17 protein-coding genes and 1 riboswitch are annotated in these 21,697 nt (G+C 39.5%); of the genes, 13 read left to right on the forward strand and 4 right to left on the reverse strand.

Annotation, left to right across the window (positions count from 1 at the left end):
• Nucleotides 1-40: 40 nt before the first annotated feature.
• The 7 genes from IEX29_RS13360 to gnd all read left to right on the forward strand — a co-directional run bounded on the left by IEX29_RS13360 (nucleotide 41) and on the right by gnd (nucleotide 10,624).
• Complete coding sequence (locus tag IEX29_RS13360) at nucleotides 41-637, forward strand: DNA-3-methyladenine glycosylase (protein WP_188734887.1); 597 nt, start codon at nucleotides 41-43, stop codon at nucleotides 635-637.
• 147 nt (nucleotides 638-784) lie between these two features.
• Nucleotides 785-2,533, forward strand: a complete 1,749-nt coding sequence (locus IEX29_RS13365) for a gluzincin family metallopeptidase (RefSeq protein ID WP_188734888.1) — start codon at nucleotides 785-787, stop codon at nucleotides 2,531-2,533.
• Nucleotides 2,534-2,766: 233 nt separating this feature from the next.
• Entirely contained in the window at nucleotides 2,767-4,032 is a 1,266-nt protein-coding gene (locus IEX29_RS13370; RefSeq protein ID WP_188734889.1) for a beta-ketoacyl-[acyl-carrier-protein] synthase family protein, read from the forward strand.
• A 45-nt stretch (nucleotides 4,033-4,077) separates the two neighbouring features.
• Nucleotides 4,078-5,802, forward strand: coding sequence for a class I adenylate-forming enzyme family protein (locus tag IEX29_RS13375; RefSeq protein WP_188734890.1), 1,725 nt, complete (start codon nucleotides 4,078-4,080; stop codon nucleotides 5,800-5,802).
• 323 nt (nucleotides 5,803-6,125) lie between these two features.
• Entirely contained in the window at nucleotides 6,126-7,670 is a 1,545-nt protein-coding gene (gene gntK / locus IEX29_RS13380; protein ID WP_188734944.1) for a gluconokinase, read from the forward strand.
• Nucleotides 7,671-7,688: 18 nt separating this feature from the next.
• Nucleotides 7,689-9,047: a gluconate:H+ symporter gene (locus IEX29_RS13385; protein ID WP_188734891.1), complete on the forward strand. Its 1,359-nt coding sequence runs from the start codon at nucleotides 7,689-7,691 to the stop codon at nucleotides 9,045-9,047.
• A 179-nt stretch (nucleotides 9,048-9,226) separates the two neighbouring features.
• Nucleotides 9,227-10,624 carry a decarboxylating NADP(+)-dependent phosphogluconate dehydrogenase gene (gene gnd / locus IEX29_RS13390; protein WP_188734892.1) on the forward strand — a complete coding sequence of 466 codons (1,398 nt, stop codon included), beginning with the start codon at nucleotides 9,227-9,229 and terminating at the stop codon, nucleotides 10,622-10,624.
• 209 nt (nucleotides 10,625-10,833) lie between these two features.
• Here gnd and IEX29_RS13395 read toward each other — a convergent pair whose 3' ends face one another.
• On the reverse strand, nucleotides 10,834-11,967 hold the full coding sequence (locus tag IEX29_RS13395) for a bifunctional cystathionine gamma-lyase/homocysteine desulfhydrase (protein WP_188734893.1): 1,134 nt from the start codon (nucleotides 11,965-11,967) through the stop codon (nucleotides 10,834-10,836).
• A gap of 147 nt (nucleotides 11,968-12,114) precedes the next feature.
• Nucleotides 12,115-12,216, forward strand: a riboswitch (SAM riboswitch).
• A gap of 140 nt (nucleotides 12,217-12,356) precedes the next feature.
• Between IEX29_RS13395 and IEX29_RS13400 the strand changes: the two genes are divergently transcribed.
• Genes IEX29_RS13400 through IEX29_RS13410 form a run of 3 tightly spaced genes read left to right on the forward strand, consistent with a single transcriptional unit; the run spans nucleotide 12,357 to nucleotide 14,599 of the window.
• A complete protein-coding gene (locus IEX29_RS13400) occupies nucleotides 12,357-13,163 on the forward strand; it encodes an amino acid ABC transporter substrate-binding protein (protein WP_229720217.1) in 807 nt (268 codons plus the stop codon).
• The gene (locus IEX29_RS13405) at nucleotides 13,153-13,863 is read left to right on the forward strand and encodes an amino acid ABC transporter permease (RefSeq protein ID WP_188734895.1); all 711 of its coding nucleotides are present in this window, start codon (nucleotides 13,153-13,155) and stop codon (nucleotides 13,861-13,863) included. Before IEX29_RS13400 ends, IEX29_RS13405 begins: the two co-directional genes overlap by 11 nt.
• Before the next feature lies 1 nt (nucleotide 13,864).
• The gene (locus IEX29_RS13410) at nucleotides 13,865-14,599 is read left to right on the forward strand and encodes an amino acid ABC transporter ATP-binding protein (protein ID WP_188734896.1); all 735 of its coding nucleotides are present in this window, start codon (nucleotides 13,865-13,867) and stop codon (nucleotides 14,597-14,599) included.
• A gap of 66 nt (nucleotides 14,600-14,665) precedes the next feature.
• On the opposite strand, the gene IEX29_RS13415 is transcribed toward IEX29_RS13410, so the two are convergent.
• A complete protein-coding gene (locus tag IEX29_RS13415; RefSeq protein ID WP_188734897.1) occupies nucleotides 14,666-15,823 on the reverse strand; it encodes a CapA family protein in 1,158 nt (385 codons plus the stop codon).
• 252 nt (nucleotides 15,824-16,075) lie between these two features.
• On the opposite strand from IEX29_RS13415, the gene IEX29_RS13420 reads away from it, so the two are divergent.
• Nucleotides 16,076-17,116, forward strand: a complete 1,041-nt coding sequence (locus IEX29_RS13420) for a YdcF family protein (RefSeq protein ID WP_188734898.1) — start codon at nucleotides 16,076-16,078, stop codon at nucleotides 17,114-17,116.
• 78 nt (nucleotides 17,117-17,194) lie between these two features.
• Here the strand turns inward: IEX29_RS13420 and chbG are convergent, their stop codons facing one another.
• Both chbG and IEX29_RS13430 read right to left on the reverse strand, forming a co-directional pair.
• The gene (gene chbG, locus IEX29_RS13425) at nucleotides 17,195-17,887 is read right to left on the reverse strand and encodes a chitin disaccharide deacetylase (protein ID WP_188734899.1); all 693 of its coding nucleotides are present in this window, start codon (nucleotides 17,885-17,887) and stop codon (nucleotides 17,195-17,197) included.
• Between the two features lie 147 nt (nucleotides 17,888-18,034).
• Nucleotides 18,035-18,772, reverse strand: a complete 738-nt coding sequence (locus tag IEX29_RS13430) for a GntR family transcriptional regulator (RefSeq protein ID WP_188734900.1) — start codon at nucleotides 18,770-18,772, stop codon at nucleotides 18,035-18,037.
• A 312-nt stretch (nucleotides 18,773-19,084) separates the two neighbouring features.
• Here IEX29_RS13430 and IEX29_RS13435 point away from each other — a divergent pair, with 312 nt between their 5' ends.
• Both IEX29_RS13435 and IEX29_RS13440 read left to right on the forward strand, forming a co-directional pair.
• Nucleotides 19,085-20,395 (forward strand): 6-phospho-beta-glucosidase, encoded by a 1,311-nt coding sequence (locus tag IEX29_RS13435; RefSeq protein ID WP_229720218.1) that lies wholly within the window; start codon nucleotides 19,085-19,087, stop codon nucleotides 20,393-20,395.
• An 11-nt stretch (nucleotides 20,396-20,406) separates the two neighbouring features.
• On the forward strand, nucleotides 20,407-21,696 hold the full coding sequence (locus tag IEX29_RS13440) for a PTS sugar transporter subunit IIC (RefSeq protein WP_188734901.1): 1,290 nt from the start codon (nucleotides 20,407-20,409) through the stop codon (nucleotides 21,694-21,696).
• Nucleotide 21,697 lies beyond the last annotated feature (1 nt).

The raw sequence follows: 21,697 nt of genomic DNA on the forward strand, positions 1-21,697 counted from the left end.
TAAGAATAGTTTAATACTGTAGATTTGGATGGTGGATGAAATGGAAAAAAATATTAATTTAACCCCTTTACCAGAAGCTTTTTACCAATACCCCACCTTACAACTAGCAGAAGAACTGCTCGGGTGCGTTTTAGTAAAGCAGACGGAGGAAGGAACGAGCTCTGGATTTATTGTAGAAACAGAAGCATATCTGGGAAGTGCTGACAGAGCAGCACATGGATTTAGCAACCGGCGGACGAAAAGAACGGAGATTCTATATGCTGAGGCTGGGATGACATATACCCATCTCATTCATAATCATTGTTTGATTAATGTCGTCAGTGCGGAGAAGGAAGTACCGGAAAGTGTATTGATTCGGGCAGTGGAGCCTTATACTGGAGTCGATCTGATGCTGGTCCGCCGTCCGGTGAAAAAATTTCAAAATCTGACAAGCGGCCCAGGTAAGCTATCGCAGGCTTTGGATATTAATATGGGTGATTATGGACGATCACTCATGGAGCCGCCGCTATTTATTGCTGAAGGAAAGAAGCCTGAGAAAATCAGCAGCGGTCCACGGATTGGTATTGATAATTCTGGAGAGGCAAGGGATTATCCATATCGGTTTTGGGTTACCGGTAATAAGTTTGTTTCTAAATAAGAGCTGAAATTCCTGTTATCTATTGTTAGATAACGGGAATTTTTTTAGTTAATTTTATAGTTTGTTACGAATTATTAGAATCATATGTCTTTATGAATGTGTACGATAGAAAATTGTATTACAATCAATAAAGGGGCGAATAAATATATGGAAACTTTTAATACACAAATGCGATGGGATTTGGACAAGCTTCTATGTGGGTTTGATATCGATAAATTTAAAAATTATTTAAAAAGTATTAAAGATAAATTGTTGGAAATAGAGAAGTATATGGAAACAAATATTTTAAATGAGAGGGAATTAATCATTATCTCGCAAGCAATCAAAAAAATTGAATCAGCTGAATCCTTTTATTATTGCTTAACAGCAGAAGACATTTCCTTCTCACTGCTCACACCATTACAGGAAACAATATTAGATTTAAAAACTCAGGTCCACCTTATAAAAGCGAATCTGCAAAATAGGCTGCGTAATATGAATAACAGGCAATTTGATGACTGGTCTGAGAATATTCATCAAAAAGAGTTTATAACAGAGCTGTTAAAAGATGCGGAAATTACGAGCGATGAAGAAAGAGTTACAGCCGATTTTACTAGAGATACATTAAGTTTTCTTGAAGGGCTCTATGAACAAATGCGAAATAAAATGAGAATAAAAACAAACCTAAACAGTGATGAAGCTGAAATTTCTTTTGCAGAAGCCAGTAACCTGTCTCTGTCTCATTCAGAGCAGTCAGAAAGAATCCATGTATTTCGGGAGTTAAACAAAACACTTGAGACGGAAGCGGATCTATTTGCTTCTGTTTATAATCAAATGGTCGGACTGAGACTTCGTGAAAACAAAGTAAGAAAAGTAGATTATCTCGATGAATCCTTGAAAAAGAATGGTATATCTCAACCAACCCTGAATGCAATGTGGGAAGCAGTAGACGCCAATATAGAGGAGCTTTCCAGTTATTTAAGGACCAAAGCGGGGGAAGCAGAGACGAAAAACATTTCCTGGCACCAATTGATGACGTCATCTCAGCCCATTGCCTTTGAGATGACTTTCTCAGAGGCAATCGAAGGTATTATCCAATCTCTTGGAAATATTGACAGTGATATGTGTGAATTTGTGAGAAAAGCAATTGTAGAGGGCTGGGTAGATGCGGAGCGACGGGAAACAAAGTCTCTTGGAGGTTTTTGTGCGCCTTTTCTTCTTGAAGAGGAATCACGAATTTCCTTAAATTATGATAATAGCATTGACAGCGCCAGAAGGCTTGCACATGAATTAGGACATGCCTGGCATTTTCAACAAATGAAATATGCTCCATCTCTTTTATTCTCAGATGATACATTTGAAATGACAATGGCAGAAACCTCCTCTATCTTTTTTGAAACGGCATTTATTGACTATGTAATCCAAAATACAAATGATAGTTCTGTTAAAAAAGCCATTCTTGCTTCAAGGATTGAGCGTTCTCTAAATTACTTGATGTCTATTAGAGGAGCATTCTTATTTGAAAAAAAGTTTTATGAATATAGAAAGGATAAACAATTAGATGCAAAACAAATAGAAGAGCTTTCGCGACAATCTCAGGAAAAAGCGTATGGAAATAGTTTAAGTGAATATGAACCATTTGTCTGGATGAAGTATGGTCAGTTTTATCAGGCAAGTAATCCTTTTTATAATTATCCTTATTCCTTTGGTTTTTTATTAAGTATTGGGCTTTTAGAGCTTGCTAAAAAGGATGAATTATTTAGCCAAAAATTTAAAGGGTTCCTAAGTGAAACAGGAATGATGCCCATGGAGCAGCTGGTAAAAAAACATTTCCAATTAGATTTTAGACAGCAGGCGTTTTGGCAGCAATCGATCCAAAGGTTGGTTCAGGATATAGAGGAGTATAATAAGTATTAGTAAAACAGGTAATTACACTAAATAATACTTTTCTATTAGTTTAGCCAGTATATTAACAGTTTCAAAATAGGCCAATATCTTAGATTTGTTTGAGGAAAAGACTCACTTACACTATAATAATAGTTGGATTTAAATAATACATGATAGCTTTGAAATCACAGCTAATCATGTTCATAATAAAGATAGAACGCAGGGGAAGATATTGTTTAAAAATATGCAGAGGAGCATGGATTATGAAGCAGATAGAGATTGCGGTAACAGGAATGGGGGCTGTCTCTCCATTCGGCATGGGGGTATCAACTTTTTGGGATAATTTAATTGCGAATCGTTCTGCAGTAAGGGAAATAACAGATGAAAATGTAAGCAAATGGACAAAAGTGGGTGCGCGTGTACCTGCATTTGAAGCTTCCGATTTTCTTTCTAAAAAGATAATCAGAAATACCGATTATTTTACCCAGCTGGCATTGATTGCAGCAGATGAAGCATTAAAGGATGCGGGATTGTTTAAAAGTGATGGAGAAACCTTTAAAGATGATATAAACCGGAACCGATTTGGAACAGCAATCGGAACAGCATTTGGGGGAATTCAGTCCTTAGAACAGGCTTCTGAAAAATTGGCGACGGGACGGGCAAAAAGAGTAGGGCCTCGTATGATTTCCAAGTCTATTCCCAATGCTGCTGCAAGTACGATTGCTATTCAGTACGGATTCCGTGGGCCATCTAATACATATGTAACAGCTTGTGCAGCTTCGGCGAATGCTATTGGTGAATCAGCTTACTGGTTCTTCCGTGATGATGTCGATTATATCCTTGCCGGAGGTGTGGACAGCCTGTGGTCGAATGTCTTTTTATCTGGATTAGGTGATGCAGGTGCATTGGCAGCAAAAGGACCAGAGGATTTTTCAAAATGGTCCCGCCCGTTTGATGCTGCCCGGACAGGGATGGTCATGGGAGAAGGAGCGGGTTTATTTGTTCTGGAGCCACTGGAGCGTGCCAAAGCAAGGGGAGCACATATCTACGCAACCTTAAAAGGATATGGAGCCTCCAATGATGCTTATCATGATACGTCACCGGACCCAGAAGGAACAAGTGCCGCATTGGCAATCGAGCGGGCACTCCGTTCTGCGCAGCTGGACCCGACAGATATTGATTATATTAATGCGCATGCAACATCTACCCAAGCTGGTGATATTGCTGAAACAAAGGCATTAAAAATGATATTTGGAGAGCGGCTGGATGATATGCCGGTCAGCTCCATCAAAGGCAGTGTCGGCCATCTATTAGGAGCGGCTGGGGCAATTGAAAGTATTGCGTGCATTAAGGCTATAGAGACAGGAATTTTACCGGCAACGCTTCATTCAGAAACACGGGATGAAGAGGCTCCAAAGGATATTGTTCCAAATATAAGCCGAAAGCAGCAAATTAAGACAGCGATGAGTAACTCCTTTGGCTTCGGCGGTCAAAATGGGATTGTCATTTGGCAGGCACCTGAAGCTTAAATGAATAAGAAAAGATGACAAGAATAACGAAATGGAGAGATAACAATGCTTGGAGAACAACAAACTCATATAAGTGTGGAAGCCAGACAAACTGCACTGGAAAAGATGTATCCGAGTTGGGTAAAACGGACAATCGCGACACATTTTTATAAGCAATGTCAGCGATATGGCGAATCCCCATTGATTATGATGCCTGATAAGGCTGTGACCTATGAAGAGATGTGGGGAACGGCCAATGATTATGCAAAAGCGATGCTTCATTTAGGGGTTGCGCCGGGAGAGCATATAGCTATTTTAATGGAAAATGAACCGGAATATGTAGCTTTATTTATTGCCTCTACCATGGTTGGAGCAATTATCGTTCCTTTAAATACACAGCTTCAAAAAGAAGAGTTAACCTATATGCTTCGTCAATCTGATACAAACTGGCTGATTACCCATCAATTTGCCGGTAAACAGAGCCATGCCGAAGCTTTAAAAGATGTTGTTTCTGAACTTCAGGAGGATGTAAAGAGCCCTTTTAAAAAGGCGGTTTGTATACCGAATAAAGATACAGAGATTCCGGCTGTTTATATGCAATGGGACGTATTTTTACAGGGAGCGGAAACGGTAGAAGAATCCGATTTAAACAATCGCTGGAAGGAAACAGATGACCCGGACACTTGTGCAGCAATTATTTATACATCTGGGTCAACCGGTTTGCCAAAAGGAGTTATGCTGACAGATGATATGCTGCTTCGCTCTGGTTTTGCGACGTGTCTGACAAGAGGATATGAATCGGGAAGGCGAATTTATGCACCATTGCCCATGTACCATGTCTATTTTCTGCAGGAAGGGTTATTTGCTGCTTCCTTTGTAGGAGGAGGTATGGTGACATGTCATGCTTTTCAGCCGCTGCAATCGCTGCAGCTGATGGAAAAATATCAGGTTCATGATTTTCTGGCAGTACCATCGATGCTTGTCGCCTTATTGAATCGTCCAGAGGTTAAAAATACAAATTTGGATCATCTTTATGCGTTATTATGCTGTGCAGCACCTTCTCCAGTTCCATTATGGAAAAGAGCAGTAGAGGAATTAGGAGTGACAGAAATCGGTACGGGCTGTGGCGCAACTGAGGCGGGCTCCACAACGATGCTTACTGAAATTGGTGATCCTTTGGAAATTATCTCAACAACAGTTGGAAAGGTAAAAACGGCTGGTATTGCAGGTCATCCTGAATTTGGAGATAAGAGTGTCACATACAAAATTATTGATCCAGATACAAGGGAAACATTACCGGAAGGCTCTGTCGGTGAGCTGGCAGTACGGGGGAATGTTGTCACAGAGGGCTATTATAAGAAGCCGGAGGAAACAGCGTTTGCAAAGGATAAGGAAGGCTATATCCGCAGCGGGGACTTAGGAACAATTGATGAGGATGGATATATCCGATTATTAGGCAGAAGCAAGGACCTTTATAAAGTATCTGGAGAAACAGTGGCTCCAAAAGAAGTGGAAGATGTTATTTCCATGCATCCGGCAGTGAATCAGGTCTATATTGTCGGCGTACTGGATCAATTAACAACAGAAACGGGTGCTGCATTTATTGAATTAAAACAAGGCGAAACCTGTACGAAGCAGGAAATCAGAAAGCTGTGCCGTGAGCATGTGGCACGTTTTAAAATACCGCGTTATATCTGGTTTGTAGAAGCAAAGGATTGGCCGCTTACAGGAACAGGTAAGATTCAGAAATTTAAACTGCAGGATATAGCACGGGAAAAATTGAAGAAATAATAGAGGAGCCCTCTCCTCCTGTCGAGTGAGATAAATCTTGCTCGGCAGGAGTTTTTTTCTGATGGAATCAGGATAGTTAGAATTACTTAAAGCTTCAAACAGTATTTTTTATAAAAAATTATAATAAAAGCGTTTACAAATTAAAAAACACATGATAGTATACCTGTATACAAGTATTCATACAAAAATATACATGTTTTGAAAGCCCTTTATTTTATAATAAAAGAGAGAAGTACATTTAATAATAATAGAAGGATATCTTCAAGGAATGAACATGTTCCGAAAAAAGATTGTGAGGGATAAAAGTGAATCAAAATAAATTTATGCTCGGCGTAGATATTGGTACAACAAGCACAAAAGCAGTGCTTTACCGGGAAACTGGTGAAATTATTGGGCAAAGCAACCAGGGTTATGACTTGCATACGCCAGATGTTCGGACTGCTGAGCAGAATCCGGAAGAAATTTATCAGGCAGTGCTTTATGTCATCCGGCAAACAATCGGAGACGCAGAAATAGATAAAGGAGATCTTTCCTTTATTTCCTTTAGCAGCGCCATGCACAGCTTAATTGCAATGGACGGAAATGATAAAGCAATTACACCATGTATCACTTGGGCGGATAACCGCAGCTTAAATTGGGCAAATAAGATCAAGAATGAGTGGAACGGTAATGATGTTTACCTGCGGACCGGCACACCGATTCATCCTATGTCACCGCTTAGTAAAATTACATGGCTGGAGCAGGAGCATCCGGAAATAGCACAAAAGACAAAGAAATACATCGGTATTAAAGAGTATGTTTTCTATCAATTATTCGGTGAGTATGTCATGGATTACTCGCTTGGCTCAGCTACAGGGATGATGAATCTGGAAGAGCTTGCCTGGGACAAAGGAGCTCTTGAAATTACAGGTATTTCAAAGGATAAACTGCCAAGGCTGGTTCCTACTACAGAAATCTTTACAGGCTGTCATTCTGAAATTACGGCGGATTTAGGGATTGCTACAGATACTAAATTTGTTATTGGAGCAAGTGACGGAGTGCTGTCTAATATTGGAGTGAATGCAATTAAAGAAGGAGACGTTGCAATTACAATCGGTACGAGCGGGGCAATCCGTACTGTTATTCCCAAGCCCCGCACGGATCAAAAAGGGCGTATCTTTTGTTATGCGTTAACAGAGAACCATTGGGTAATTGGCGGACCAGTAAATAACGGCGGCATGGTGCTGCGCTGGATCCGTGATGAGCTGGCTGCGAGTGAAGTGGAAACAGCGAAGCGCTTAAATATTGATGCTTATGAAGTATTAACTGCTATTGCGAAACAGGTAGAGCCGGGATCAAATGGATTGTTATTCCATCCGTTTTTAGCCGGAGAACGTGCCCCGCTTTGGAATGCCAATGTCCGTGGATCATTCATCGGCTTAACTTTAAATCATAAAAAAGAACATATGGTCCGCTCTGCTTTAGAAGGAGTTATTTTTAACCTGTACACAGTGTTTCTGGCATTGGTAGAAGTAATGGATGTCCCAGTGAGGTCTATCAAGGCAACTGGAGGATTCTCAAAATCAGAGCTTTGGCGTCAAATGATGGCGGATATTTTTGATCAGAATGTGATTGTTCCAAAAAGCTATGAATCTTCCTGTCTGGGAGCTTGCTTACTCGGGTTGTACGCAGAAGGAAAAATTGATTCCTTTGATGTTGTAGAAGAGTTGATTGGTTTTACACATCAGCATGAACCAAATCTGGAGCATAGTCAGACTTATCGGGAATTAATGCCAATTTTTATTAATATTTCACGTTCACTCGAACAGGAATATGAACAAATTGCCGCTTATCAGGAAAGGAAATCCTTAGAAAATAAAAAGAAATAGGATGGGAGATGAAGAAAGATGGAAAATATTTATCCGCTTATCATTGTTGCACTTGCAGTAGCTGCATTGCTGCTGCTAATCATGAAGTGGAACTTAAATACATTTATTTCATTGGTTGTTGTTGCTTTTCTGACAGCATTAGCCCTAGGAATGTCTCTTGGTGAAATTGTTGATACGGTGAAATCGGGGTTAGGGGGAACACTAGGTGATATTGCACTCATTTTCGTCTTTGGTGCAATGTTAGGTAAATTAGTTGCTGATGCCGGCGGGGCGCAGCGTATCGCTTTAACGCTGATTAATGCATTTGGTAAAAAGCGTATCCAGTGGGCGGTAGTCATTGCTTCCTTTATCATTGGTGTCGCATTGTTCTTTGAAGTAGGGCTGGTATTATTAATTCCGATTGTTTACCAGATTGCAAAAGAAATTAAATTACCTTTATTATACCTTGGTCTGCCAATGACAGCTGCATTATCTGTAACGCACGGATTTCTGCCGCCTCATCCAGGGCCAACAGTTATTGCAGAGCAATATGGAGCAAATATCGGCATAGTACTGCTAATTGGTATCGTTATTGCAATTCCGACAGTTATTCTAGCAGGGCCATTGTTTACAAGGGTGTCACAAAAACTAGTGCCGGATGCTTTTTCAAGAATCGGCAATATTGGATCTCTTGGTAACACCAAAACTTTTAAAGAAGAAGAAACACCGGGATTTGGCATCAGTGCGCTGACTGCACTATCTCCAGTGATTTTGATGGCGGTTACAACAATTGTACAGCTGTTTCAGGAAATTGGCGGTATGGCAGATAATCTGTTTTTCGAAATTGTGCGTACGATTGGTGATCCAACCATGGCTCTGTTGCTCTCTCTATTATTTGCTATTTATACAATGGGAATAGCACGCAAAATCCCAATGAAGACCTTAATGAGTTCAGCAGAGGAATCGGTTCGCGGGATTAGTATTATTTTGTTAGTTACTGCGGGCGGTGGTGCTTTGAAGCAGGTATTAATTGACGGCGGTGTCGGTGATGCGGTAGCTAATATCTTTTCCGGCACAAATATGTCTCCGATTTTTCTTGCCTGGCTGATTGCTGCTATTCTCAGAATTTCATTAGGCTCGGCAACGGTTGCTGCATTAACAACTGCCGGAATGGTTATCCCGTTAATGGAAGGGTCTGATGTGAATCTGGCATTGATGGTATTAGCTACAGGAGCAGGAAGCTTAATTGCTTCTCACGTAAATGACACAGGATTTTGGATTTTCAAGGAATACTTCAATTTATCTATGAAAGAAACATTTGCAACATGGACATTACTGGAAACAATCATCTCTGTATCGGGTCTTGTATTTACTCTATTATTCAGCCTATTTATTTAAGGAAAACGTGACAGGCCGAGTTTTTAAAAGATGTTGCCGGGATTGGGACCGCGATTACTGTTCCTATTGAAGAGAGTTTTTAAAATTTTATAAGAATGTGTAATATATGTTCAAATCCCTGCGATGACTTTTTGATTCATGGGGATTTGAACATTCGTTCAAGGGAAGGAATGAAGAAAATGAATTCAATTGGTGTCTTTGGACTAGGTGTTATGGGAGCAAACCTTGCTATGAATATGGCGAATAAGGGTGAGAAGGTAGCTATCTATAATTATACATCCGATTTAACAGATGCATTTCAAGCAAAGCATCGAAATAAGAATATTGAAGCGTATTATGAGTTAGACAGCTTCATAAACTCTTTGGAAAAACCGAGAAAAATCTTTCTGATGGTTACAGCTGGGCCTGTTGTAGACTCTGTAATAGCGAGCCTTCTGCCATTGTTAGATCAAGGCGATATTATCATGGACGGTGGAAACTCTAATTTTCTGGATTCTAACCGGCGGTACAGGTACTTAAAGGCAGAAGGCCTCCGTTTTATCAGTGTCGGTGTTTCGGGCGGAGAAGAAGGTGCTTTGCATGGACCTGCATTAATGCCAAGCGGAGATAAATCAGCATATCAGCAGATCGCTCCCATTTTAGAAAAAATTGCTGCGCAGGTAGATGGCAAGCCATGCTGTTCATATCTTGGAAAAGAAGGAGCCGGCCATTATGTGAAAATGGTTCATAACGGAATTGAATATGCCGATATGCAGCTTATTACAGAAGCCTATCAATTCTTAAGGGAAAGATTAGGTCTTGATGTCGATGAAATTGCAGCTATTTTTGAAGAGTGGAATAGAGGAGAGCTGGAAAGCTATCTGATGGAAATCACGAGCGCTATTTTAACACACGTTGATGAGGAGACGAATCTTCCTATGATTGATGTGATTTTAGATAAATCAGCGCAAAAAGGGACAGGCAAATGGACAAGTCAAAACGCATTGGATATTGGTGTATCTTTATCCATTATTACGGAATCTGTATTTATGCGCTTTTTATCAACTATAAAGGAAGAACGGATGATTGCAGAACAAGAGCTGGCCGGCCCTGATCCATGTATGGAGGAAGTTGATAAAAAAGAGTGGATTGAACTGGTTCGTCAGGCTCTATTTATGGGGAAAATCGGCACCTATGCGCAGGGATTCTCTCAATACAAACAGGCATCAGAGCAATATAATTGGGAGCTGCAGCTGGATGAGATTGCGTTGATTTTCCGCGGGGGATGTATTATTCGTGCGGTTATTCTAAATGAAATCAGTGCTGCATTTAAAGAAAATAAGGAACTGCCTAACCTGTTTCTTTCTCCATATTTCAAAGACAGGCTTAATAATTATCAGGAAGCGATGCGTAAAGTAGTAATAAAGGGGATGGAAACCGGATTGGCACTGCCATGTTTCAATGCTTCACTTGTATATTATGATGGTTATCGTTCTGCGAAAAGCGGTGCAAATATGATTCAGGCACAACGTGATTATTTTGGAGCGCATACGTATCAGCGTATCGACAGAGAAGGAAATTTTCATACCATTTGGTAAAACAAATTTGGCTTTAATACGGTAGTGATTTCTCGTTCGTACAATTTTATCATTTTCCATTTACTCAACTTTCGCATTTGAGAAAGGCAAAGTGGCATGTTTTATCTGTGATCCTTGGGGGTGGGAGCAATATCTGACAAACTATTAAAACAGATTTATAAAAAAAGGTATTGCGGCGCTTATTAGTCAGAGCTGCAATACCTTTTGCATTATTGTAACGCCTTGTCTAAGTCTTCGATTAAATCGTCTGCATCCTCTATTCCAACTGAAATTCTAAGTAATGCTTTGGATATCCCTAATTCCTGCTGTCTGTCTCCCGGGATTGTCGCATGTGTCATTTTTGCAGGCACGGATATGAGGCTTTCGACCGCTCCTAAACTGACAGCTAATTGGAAAATCTGAAGTTTGGAGAGAATCTGATCTACCTGATTTTGATCCTCGACTTCAAAAGAAACAACTCCTCCAAAGCCACGGGATTGTTTTTTTGATAATTCATGTCCCGGATGGCTGGCTAAACCAGGATAATAAACTTTTTTTACTTTAGGATGGGCATCCAGATACTCAACGATACGTTTTGTGTTTTGCTCATGCTCTTCCATACGGATACCAAGCGTTTTCATACCTCTTAATAATAAATAAGAATCCTGCGGTCCCAGAACTGCTCCCACAGCCTTTTGAACCAGCCCGATTTCTTCTGCTAATTGATCATCATTTACAGCAATAACCCCAGCTAATACATCACTATGGCCGCTTAAATATTTTGTTGCACTATGAAAAACAATATCAGCGCCTAATGATAAAGGATTTTGCCAATAAGGCGTAAGAAATGTATTATCAACAACCAGGCGTAAATCATTTTCTTTTGCCAATTTTGATACCTTTTCAATATCAATTACTTTAAGCAGCGGATTTCCTGGTGTTTCAATAAATATTGCTTTCGTATTTGGCCGGATGTTAGATTTTATATCATCGATATCGGTTGCCTCCACAAATGTGGATGTCAGATCCAGACGGTTAAATACTTGATTTAATAATCGGAAAGTCCCTCCATAAACATCGTTGCTTACAATAAAATGATCCCCTGCTTTAAAAGTCATTAAAATAGCTGACAAAGCTGCTAAGCCGGAAGCGAAAGCATAACCGTGCTTAGCATCTTCAATACTGGCAATATAGCGTTCTACTGCTGACCTTGTCGGATTACCAGCCCGTGAATAATCATATCCCTTGTTTGAGTCGATTGAATCCTGTTTAAAGGTACTGACCTGATAAATTGGCACAGTTACTGCACCTGTTTGCGGATCACTCTCATTTCCTGCGTGGATTAATTTTGTTTTTAATCTCATGGATTCACTCCTTAATTCTTAGTTTTTTGATATGTATTGTTATTTAAGTTAGTATATTTTAATTTTTTTGTCAATTATTTTTTAAGATATTGACATCAGGATCAAATACATATATAGTTAACTTCAACAAATGAATAGCAATACATTTTCTTATCCAGAGAGGTGGAGGGACTGGCCCTTCGAAGCCTCGGCAACAGACTTGTAAAAGAACTGTGCCAATTCCAGTAGCGTTCAGCTAGCAGATAAGGAGAGACATTGATGACGTACTCACAACCTCTTCTTTCTAAAAAAAGAAGGGGTGTTTTTTATGTTTAAGAAGATATTGACAATAGTATAGCAATTAAATATAATCAAACAAATAAAAATTATGGGAATGGTGGGGAATGAATGTGAGAAAGATATTATACCTCTTTGTTTTTATCTTATTATTATCATTGTTTGCTGCTTGTTCAAACCAGGATTCAAGTGCAGAAGCAGATACTGGTGGTGATGATAATCTGCTTGAAGAAGTAAAGGATAAAGGTGTTTTACATATTGGAACAGAGGGAACTTTTGCACCTTTTTCGTTTCATGATGATTCTGGTAAATTAACAGGTTATGATGTTGAAATTGTTGAGGAAGTAGCTGAGCGCTTAGGCGTGGAGCCTGAGTTCCATGAGACACAATGGGATTCCATCTTTGCAGGACTGGATGCGAAACGATTTGATGTGATTGCTAATCAGGTTGGGATTACAGAGGAACGCCTCGAGAAATATGAATTCACGGAGCCTTATACAAGATCTACGGCTGTTCTGATAATCCATGAAGATACAGAGGGGATTACAAGCTTTGAGGACATGGAAGGAAAGGTCGCATCGGGGACATTAACAAGTAACTGGGGAGAGCTTGCTGAATCTCATGGCGCGGAATTAGAGAAGGTAGAGGGCTTTAATCAGGCTATTGATTTAGTAATTTCCAAACGCGTAGATGGAACCTTTCACGATAAACTTACTATACTGGACTTTTTAAACCAGCGCCCGGACGCACCTATTGAAATTATCCCGGAAGAGACAGAAGCTGTTTCAGAAAATGCCTTTATGTTCCGGCAGGGTAATGAAGAAATTATTGAGAAGTTTAATAGCATATTAGAAGATATGAGAGAAGATGGAACTCTGGCAGAAATCTCGGAAAAGTGGTTTGGCGAAGATGTATCTTAATTTAATATCAATAGATCCGGAACGATTTGACAGATTACTAAATATTGCAGGGAATTCTATTTTACCATTATTGGAAGGGGCGATTAGATATACCATTCCATTAGCGCTGGTCACTTTTGCTATTGGCCTGGTCATAGCAGTACTTACAGCGTTGGCGAGAATTTTTGGCAATAAGCTGTCGCGGGGGATTGCGCGGTTTTATATTTCTGTTATCCGTGGTACACCGCTGCTTGTTCAATTATTTATTATCTTTTATGGTTTACCATCTATTGGACTGACAATTGATCCGCTCATATCAGCAATCATTGGTTTTTCCTTGAATGTCGGTGCCTACGCCTCTGAAATTATTCGTGCAGCTATATTATCTATTCCAAAAGTGCAGTGGGAGGCAGCTTATTCTGTTGGGATGACCCGCGCTCAGGCATTGCGGCGGATTGTTCTTCCGCAGGCTTCAAGGGTGTCTATCCCTCCGTTGTCAAATTCTTTTATAGGCTTAGTAAAGGATACATCGTTGGCATCTCTTATTCTTGTTACAGAATTATTCCGCCGGGCTCAGGAAATTGCAGCTACGAATTACGAGTTTTTATTTGTGTATTGTATAGCGGCGATTATTTACTGGGTGGTATGCTTTATTCTTTCAGTTATACAGGGAAGAATTGAAGTCAGGCTTGACCGTCATGTGAAGAGATCGGAGGGATGATATGATTAGTGTAAAAGGATTACAAAAGTCATTTGGCCAATTGGAAGTTTTAAAAGAAGTAAACGTGGAGGTACCCGCCGGAAATGTTGTTGTTATTATAGGACCATCAGGATCTGGAAAATCGACTTTGCTCCGTTGTTTAAATGGATTGGAAATTCCGAATCAAGGAAGTATAGAAATTAACGGAACCAGTGTTGATTTTTCGGGAAAGGTATCACAAAAGCAGATTTTAACGATGCGGCGTCTTACGGGAATGGTATTCCAAAGCTATGCGCTCTTTCCTCACTTAACAGCAATTGAAAATGTGATAGAGGGGTTACTGACAGTAAAAAAGATACCAAAAAAAGAAGCTTTAAGCATTGGTGAACAGCTGCTGGAAAGAGTGGGGTTACTTGCTCATAAAAATCATTATCCAGTACAGCTTTCCGGAGGGCAGGAGCAGCGCGTTGCCATCGCCCGTTCGCTGGCGATGGATCCAAAGGTAATGCTTTTCGACGAACCGACTTCAGCACTTGATCCGGAGCTTGTCAGCGAAGTTTTAAAAGTTATGCGTGATTTAGCAAATGAAGGAATGACCATGGTTGTCGTTACGCATGAAATGAAATTTGCTGAGGAAGTGGCAGACGAGGTTATTTTTATCGATGACGGATTTATTGTTGAAAAGGGAGAACCGGCACAAATTTTCAGGGAGCCGGCGAGAGAAAGAACACAACGATTTTTAAGCCTGATTCGATAGGTTTGATTTAATGCATATAAAAGGGAGGAGTTCTTGTAAAAAGAATCCTCCCTTCCATGCTAGTATTTAGTCGGATAATCCGATCCAATCCAGCTCAGGCATCCATTGTGTCATATGGGATTTTATTTCGGACATAACTTCATCCCGATCCTCGATTTGTTCCTCGGATGCTTTTTCTAATGGAACTACTTGGATATTTGACATGGTATCTCCATCTTCTTCAAACTCTACAAAGGTTGGCAGAAAACGTGGGGCATTGACACGCACATCATCTTCCTCTTTTACCAGATCAAATTCAAAAATACCGCCAATTCGATTGTAAAACTGATATTGTCCTGACAGGAAGTTTCCTAAAGAATACGCAACTAATGTTTTGTTTCCTTCTGTTCCTTCGAGCCATTCGATTGGCTGGAGAACATGTGGATGATTGCCAATCACGACATCCACACCAAGATCAGCAGCATACTGTGCTAAGTCCTTCTGCTCCTGATTAGGCATTCTCTCTTCTTCCTCACCAAAATGTAAGCTGACAATGGTTACATCTGCAAGCTCATTTGCTTTTTCAACTTCTTCCTTTATCTGCTTGCGGTCAATCAAATTAACGAGATAAGGTTTCCCGGCGGGCACCGATATGCCGTTTGTTCCATATGTATAGCTTAGGAAAGCAATAGAAATATCCTGATCGGTTTCTAAAACTCTAATTTCAGCTTGATCTTCTTCGCTTTTAAAACTTCCGGTGTAAGGCATGCCAATTTCTTCATAATAGGCAATTGCATTTTGGATTGCCTCTTCGCCTCTGTCTAAAGTATGGTTATTTGCCATGGTTATCATATCGATACCGGCATCTTGTAAATCATCTCCAATTTCAAGTGGACTGTTGAAGCTGGGGTATCCGGATAAACCAATTGATTCACCACCCATAATTGTTTCCTGATTGGCAACAGTGATATCGGGGTCTCTTAAATAATCTGCAATTTCAGCAAGCATCGGTTTGAAATCATATTTTTCTCCATTTCGGGCATCGTCATAGACGCGGTCATGAATTAAAATATCTCCAATTGCAGCCACGGTCACTTTTGGGGTGAATCCATCAGTGTCTTTAACTGTCAGAGCAGTCTCCCTCATAGAATGAGGTCTTCCTGTATTGTCGTCAGGAGATTGTGTGCAGGCTGTTAAAAGGAAGAAAAGTATAAAAAAAGATATGAAAAATTTTAATTTATTCATGAAAAATCCTCCGTTGCGTATTAGTGTTGACTGGGTATGCCTATTTATTCTGCTGGGCATCTGCTTTTGTAATTCATGTTAGCTTATCCAACAATAACCCGGATTTCGGTATGTCTTGTAGATATCCATCCTACCACAAAAAACACCTAAGACAAATAGTGATTTCAAGTGTATAAAAGCTTATAATAAAAGAATCTCATAATTTCAGATGAGGGAGCCGCCAATCTGGAGATTAAAAAGAGGTGAGTTTATTTGTTATATTTTATTGCTTCCATACCGTTGTTGTTTTTAATTCTTTTTCTAATCAGTTATTTACGGGATCCCCGTAAACTAATTAATGGGCTTTTGTTTAATGGATTTTTAATCACATTCTTTTTCTTTTGTGCATTCTTTTATATTTACATCGACGGACCCTATCAATATGTGGTATTAGCTTTCCCGTTAATACTATTAATTGTGCTGATACCGTTTGGGGTGCTCGCGTTAATTGCCGGCTTATTTTATAATGCAAAAGTGCTGATGGATAAGGAAGGAAAAAGGTTTAGGAATTCGTTAACGTTAATCATGGCCATCGCCATACTTACTTTAATTATTATTAATATCGTTAATCCGGAACAGTTTTTCCCGGAGTATTTACAGCCGCTTTTTGGAGGAGCTGGATTGGTTGTTGTTTATGTGTTATTACATATGTTTAATTTTTTGACAGCCTACGGATTGAATCAATGGAACAGGCCGAAGCGGAACCAGGATTTCATTATCGTGTTGGGCAGCGGGTTAATCAATGATCGTGTCCCGCCATTATTGGCAAGCAGAATTGATAAAGCGATTGATTTTTATCATCGGCAGAAAGAAGTTACAGATCCTCCTAAAATTATTTTTTCCGGTGGACAGGGACCTGATGAGGGTATTTCTGAAGCGGAAGCAATGCAGAGGTATGCAGTGGAGAAAGGGATACCAATCGAAGACACGATTCAGGAGAACAAATCTGTCAGCACATATGAAAATATGAGATTTTCTAAAAAAATCATGGATAAAATGGATGGGGAAGGTAAGTATCAGAGTATTTTTGCGACAAATAATTTTCATCTGTTCCGAGCCGGGATTTATGCAAGAAAAGCAGGTTTAGACAGTCAGGGAATTGGTTCAAAAACAGCATTTTATTATTGGCCGAACGCAATGGTCAGAGAATATATTGCTGTAGTCGTTATGGGGCGCCAGAGGCATTTTCTGATCGTGAGCTGTATCATGGGCTTTTCTTTACTTTTGGCAATCATCAGCTATTTGTTCACATAAGAAATCATCCAAATAAAAAAGAAATCCAAACTCCTCAGATTCTATTGGAAGAATGCTGATAGATGTTTGGATTTCTTTTTATTTTATCCAATCAGGAATTTCTATTCTGTTAAGGATTTCTATTTCCTTCTCACGGTCATCCGTATATGAGCTGACCTTTTTCAAATCTTCATCCACTTGTCCTGGATGCGTCATCACTTCAATGGATTGTACATTTTCTTTTTGAAGGACATCGAATAAATTATCGGTGACACCCTCTTTGTAAAAGCCTGTCCATAGTTTATCCGTCCAGCATATTTCCGGGTGGTCTGCTAAAGAATCAACATACCGTACAGGGACATTATATTCTTTAGCGAGCTGAATAACCAGGTTTTTTAAAGGAAGCCAGCCGTGAACATGATGATGGCTGTCGATATGATCCAGTGTTAGGCCTGTAGCTGTATAAGCATCCAGCTGCGCACGCCATTCTGATTCAACCTCGGAAAGATTTGGAGCCTCCATATCACGAAAACCGCTGGTGAATTTAAAGGTTCCATCTGCTTTTACCAGATTCGGAACAGATGGGTGGAGAGGGGTTCCCCAGGTTAATACAAGATGAATTCCAATTTTTAAATCGGGATTTTCCTTTGCCTTTTCTACAGCATAACCGGTGGCAAGTCCATTCATCATTAATGTTGTTGATGTAACACAGCCGTTTTGATGTGCCTGGATGATCCCATCTGTAACACCTTTTGTCAATCCGAAATCATCTGCATTAATTTCTATTCTCATAAAAAACACTCCTGATAGATTTGTAGTTAAATAAGAAAAAATAATAGTTTTTATGATTGAATTCTTATTTGGGAATAACTATGTCCACCTTTAAACGCCGGGCGTTATACCGCTCCCGAATAGCGCTAGCTAAGGAGTAACGGTGTATTACGCTTTTGGTTCTTCCTTGTTATAGGAACGTTCAATAGAAAAGTTAGTCTTATCTCCCCGAAAGAAGGATCTGGAAAATTCGACTTTATTCCCATGTTTATCCTCAGCCAATGTTTCAATATAAAAGCAGGGAAGTCCTTGTTCGCATTCTAAGAATTTGCATATCTGTTCATCTGCAAAGGCTATTTCAATATTTTCTGATGTTTTTGCAATCCATACATCAAAGAACTCATCTAATGATTTGTATAAAGAATGACCAGCGTGTTCTATTGTAATTCCAGGGGCAACAGACCAGGGAACATAAGCTACTTCGTACTGCGTCGGCTCTCCATTCGCTTTACGGATACGTTCGATACGTTGAATGGGGTCCTGCAGGTTTACGTTTAATTGATTAGATAATAATTCATTTGCGGCAACGACAGAAATATCTGATACCTCAATTTCCGGATGTTTACCCTGGTCGGCTAATTGATCACTATACCGTCTGATGGTTTGTGATAAGGCCTGGTTTACTTTCTTGTCCGCCACAAAAGTACCCCGCCCTTGCTGACGTAATAAATACCCCTCTAACGTAAGCTGATTTAATGCAGTACGAACGGTGGTACGGCTTACATTAAAATTTTTACATAATTCCAATTCAGGAGGAATTTTTTCACCAGGCTGGTATTGGTTTGTTTTAATACGATGTAACAATTCTTCCTTGATATAAGTGTGTAGTGATTGGTTTCTCTCCATAGGTTCCGTACTCCTTTAACGACACTTTTAAAAAATCATACCCTTTTAAGTGTAAAAGTACAAGGGATAAAACATTGAATAGGACTAAAGACTTACTATAGCTGTCATATCCAAATGATTATTGGTGAAAACAGGTAATGAAAGATTCTGTTATAAGGATAGTTTACAAGATAATAAATAAAAAAACAATTGTTATTACAAATTTATTTTATTTTGTATAGACAAATAAATATTTGTATGATACATTTAAATCGAATTAATTCAAAAAACAATTAAAGCGATTACAAAATAGAAATAAAGGAGCAATCAATCATGTCTTTAAAAGTAGTAATTATCGGTGGAGGATCCAGTTATACTCCGGAAATTTTAGAAGGTCTTATTCAAAGACAGCCCACATTTCCGGTTTCAGAAATTGTCCTGGTTGATGTTGAAGAAGGTCGGGAAAAGGTAGAGACAATTTGCCAGCTGGGAAACCGGATGATTGAAGAAGCCAAAGTGAATATTAAATTAACCTGGACTTTGGACAGGAGATCGGCTTTACAAGGCGCAGATTTTGTTTCCACACAGATTCGGGTTGGCGGATTAGCTGCAAGAGCTCAGGATGAACGTATTCCGCTAAAGCATGGTTTAATTGGACAGGAAACAAACGGTGCTGGCGGAATTATGAAAGCGTTTCGAACAATTCCAGTCTTGATGGAAGTGGCTGAGGAAGTAAACGAGCTATGTCCGGATGCCTGGATGATTAACTTTACAAATCCGGCAGGCATGGTTACGGAAGCACTGCTTAACCACTCAGCACATAAAAAGGTGATTGGTGTCTGCAATATTCCGTTTAATATGCGTCATTCTACAGCTGAATTATTACAAGTGCCTCCAGAGGATGTATTAATTCGATTTATCGGGTTAAATCATTTTGTATTTGGAGATCGTGTCTATGTCGATGGCAAGGATCGAACAGAGGATGTATTCCAGAAGCTGATTCAAAAGGAGTTTGATTACAGCCCGGCGAATATTATGCCTTTAGATTGGTCAGAAACATTTATTAAATCTACCAAGCTGTTGCCAAACCCATATCATCAATACTATTTCCAGTCAGAAACAGTATTGGAGAAGGATTTAAAAGCTTATGAAGAAAATGGGACACGTGCAGAAATTGTTCAAGAATTAGAAGCATCCCTTTTCGAGCTGTATAAGCAGGAAAGTCTCCGGGAAAAACCGGAAGAATTGGAAAAGCGGGGCGGTGCTTTTTACAGCCAGGTTGCCTGCAGTTTGATGGATTCCATATATAATAATAAAGAAGATATCCAAACGGTAAATACATGGAATCATGGTACTATTCCTGAATTACCTTATGATGCAGTGATTGAAGCAAATTGTGTCATCACAAAGAATGGGCCAAAACCAATCACAATCGGTAAAATTCCTGCACCGATGCGGGGAATGATCCAGAATATGAAAGCAATGGAAGAGCTGGTAATTAAAGCGAGTATTTCAGGGGATTATGAGGATGCCTATAATGCATTTTTAGTAAATCCATTGATTCAGGATGAGAAGAAAGCAAAAGTTGTTTTAGATGAACTTATAGAAGCACATAAAGATTATTTACCACAATTTAACCGGTAGGGGGAAGAAAGATGAATAATACATTTATGCAAAAATTTATTGAAATTGCTGGTCGTATTGGTTCACAACGTCATTTAGTCGCTATTCGTGACGGTTTTGTAGCAACAATGCCTTTAATCATTATAGGTTCATTAGCTGTTTTAATTAATAATTTTCCTGCGTTCGGAAGCTTTAGTATTGTTGATATTTTAAACAATATTTTTGGAGATGGAAACTGGCAGACCGTTGGAGGCAGCATCTGGAATGCCACGTTTGCAGTTATTGGACTACTCATTTCGTTTACGATAGCTTATAATTTAGCTAAGTCCTATGAAGTAGATGGATTATCTGCCGGTTTAATATCGATAGCTTCATATATTATGCTCGTACCTGTTACAGAGGATTTTGGTCTGAATATGAACTGGCTGGGAACGCAGGGACTTTTTGTAGCAATTATTGTGGCGCTTATTGTAACAGAACTATTTCGTCTGCTTATTCAGGCAAATATCACAATTAAAATGCCTGAAGGAGTACCAGAGGGTGTAACCCGCTCCTTTGCTGCATTAATTCCGGCAATGATTATTCTTGCATTTGTAGGTTTGTTCCAGGCAATTGTAAGCGTATTTGTAGAAATAAGTGTTTTTGAAGTTATTTTTAATCTTATTCAAGAGCCGCTGCAAGGACTTGGAAATACACTGCCGGCAGCGTTAGTTGTTGCATTCTTAAATCATTTACTGTGGTTCTTTGGCTTGCATGGTACAAATATTATTGGATCTGTTATTGAGCCGGTTTATCTGCCGCTCATCGAACAAAATGCAAACCTGTTCCAACAGGGGATGTCCGCGTTCGATGTGCCGAACATTGTTACAAAACCATTCTTGGATTCCTTTGTCTTCATGGGTGGGTCAGGAACTACACTGGCATTATTAATAGCAATATTTATCGTGATTCGCCGGGAAAAGAATCATCCATATCGTGAGGTAGCGAAATTATCCGCACCTGCAGGACTTTTTAACATTAATGAGCCAGTAATTTTTGGGTTACCAATTGTGCTAAATCCAGTATTCTTAATTCCGTTTATTATCGTGCCTGTTACCTTGACTATTATTTCATACTTTGCCTTATCATGGGGACTTGTGCCAAAAACTGTAGCAATTGTTCCATGGAATATCCCGCCGATATTGAGCGGTTACTTAGTAACTGGTGGAAGTGTTAAAGGAATTATCCTTCAGCTGGTCAACTTAACAGTCGCTATACTGCTATACGTTCCATTTGTAATGGCAGGTGTACGTGCAATGAAAGAGAAAATGGGAGGTCAATAAG

Origin of the sequence: Oceanobacillus neutriphilus, from assembly GCF_014645515.1 — a bacterium.
GTDB lineage: Bacteria > Bacillota > Bacilli > Bacillales > Amphibacillaceae > Oceanobacillus > Oceanobacillus neutriphilus.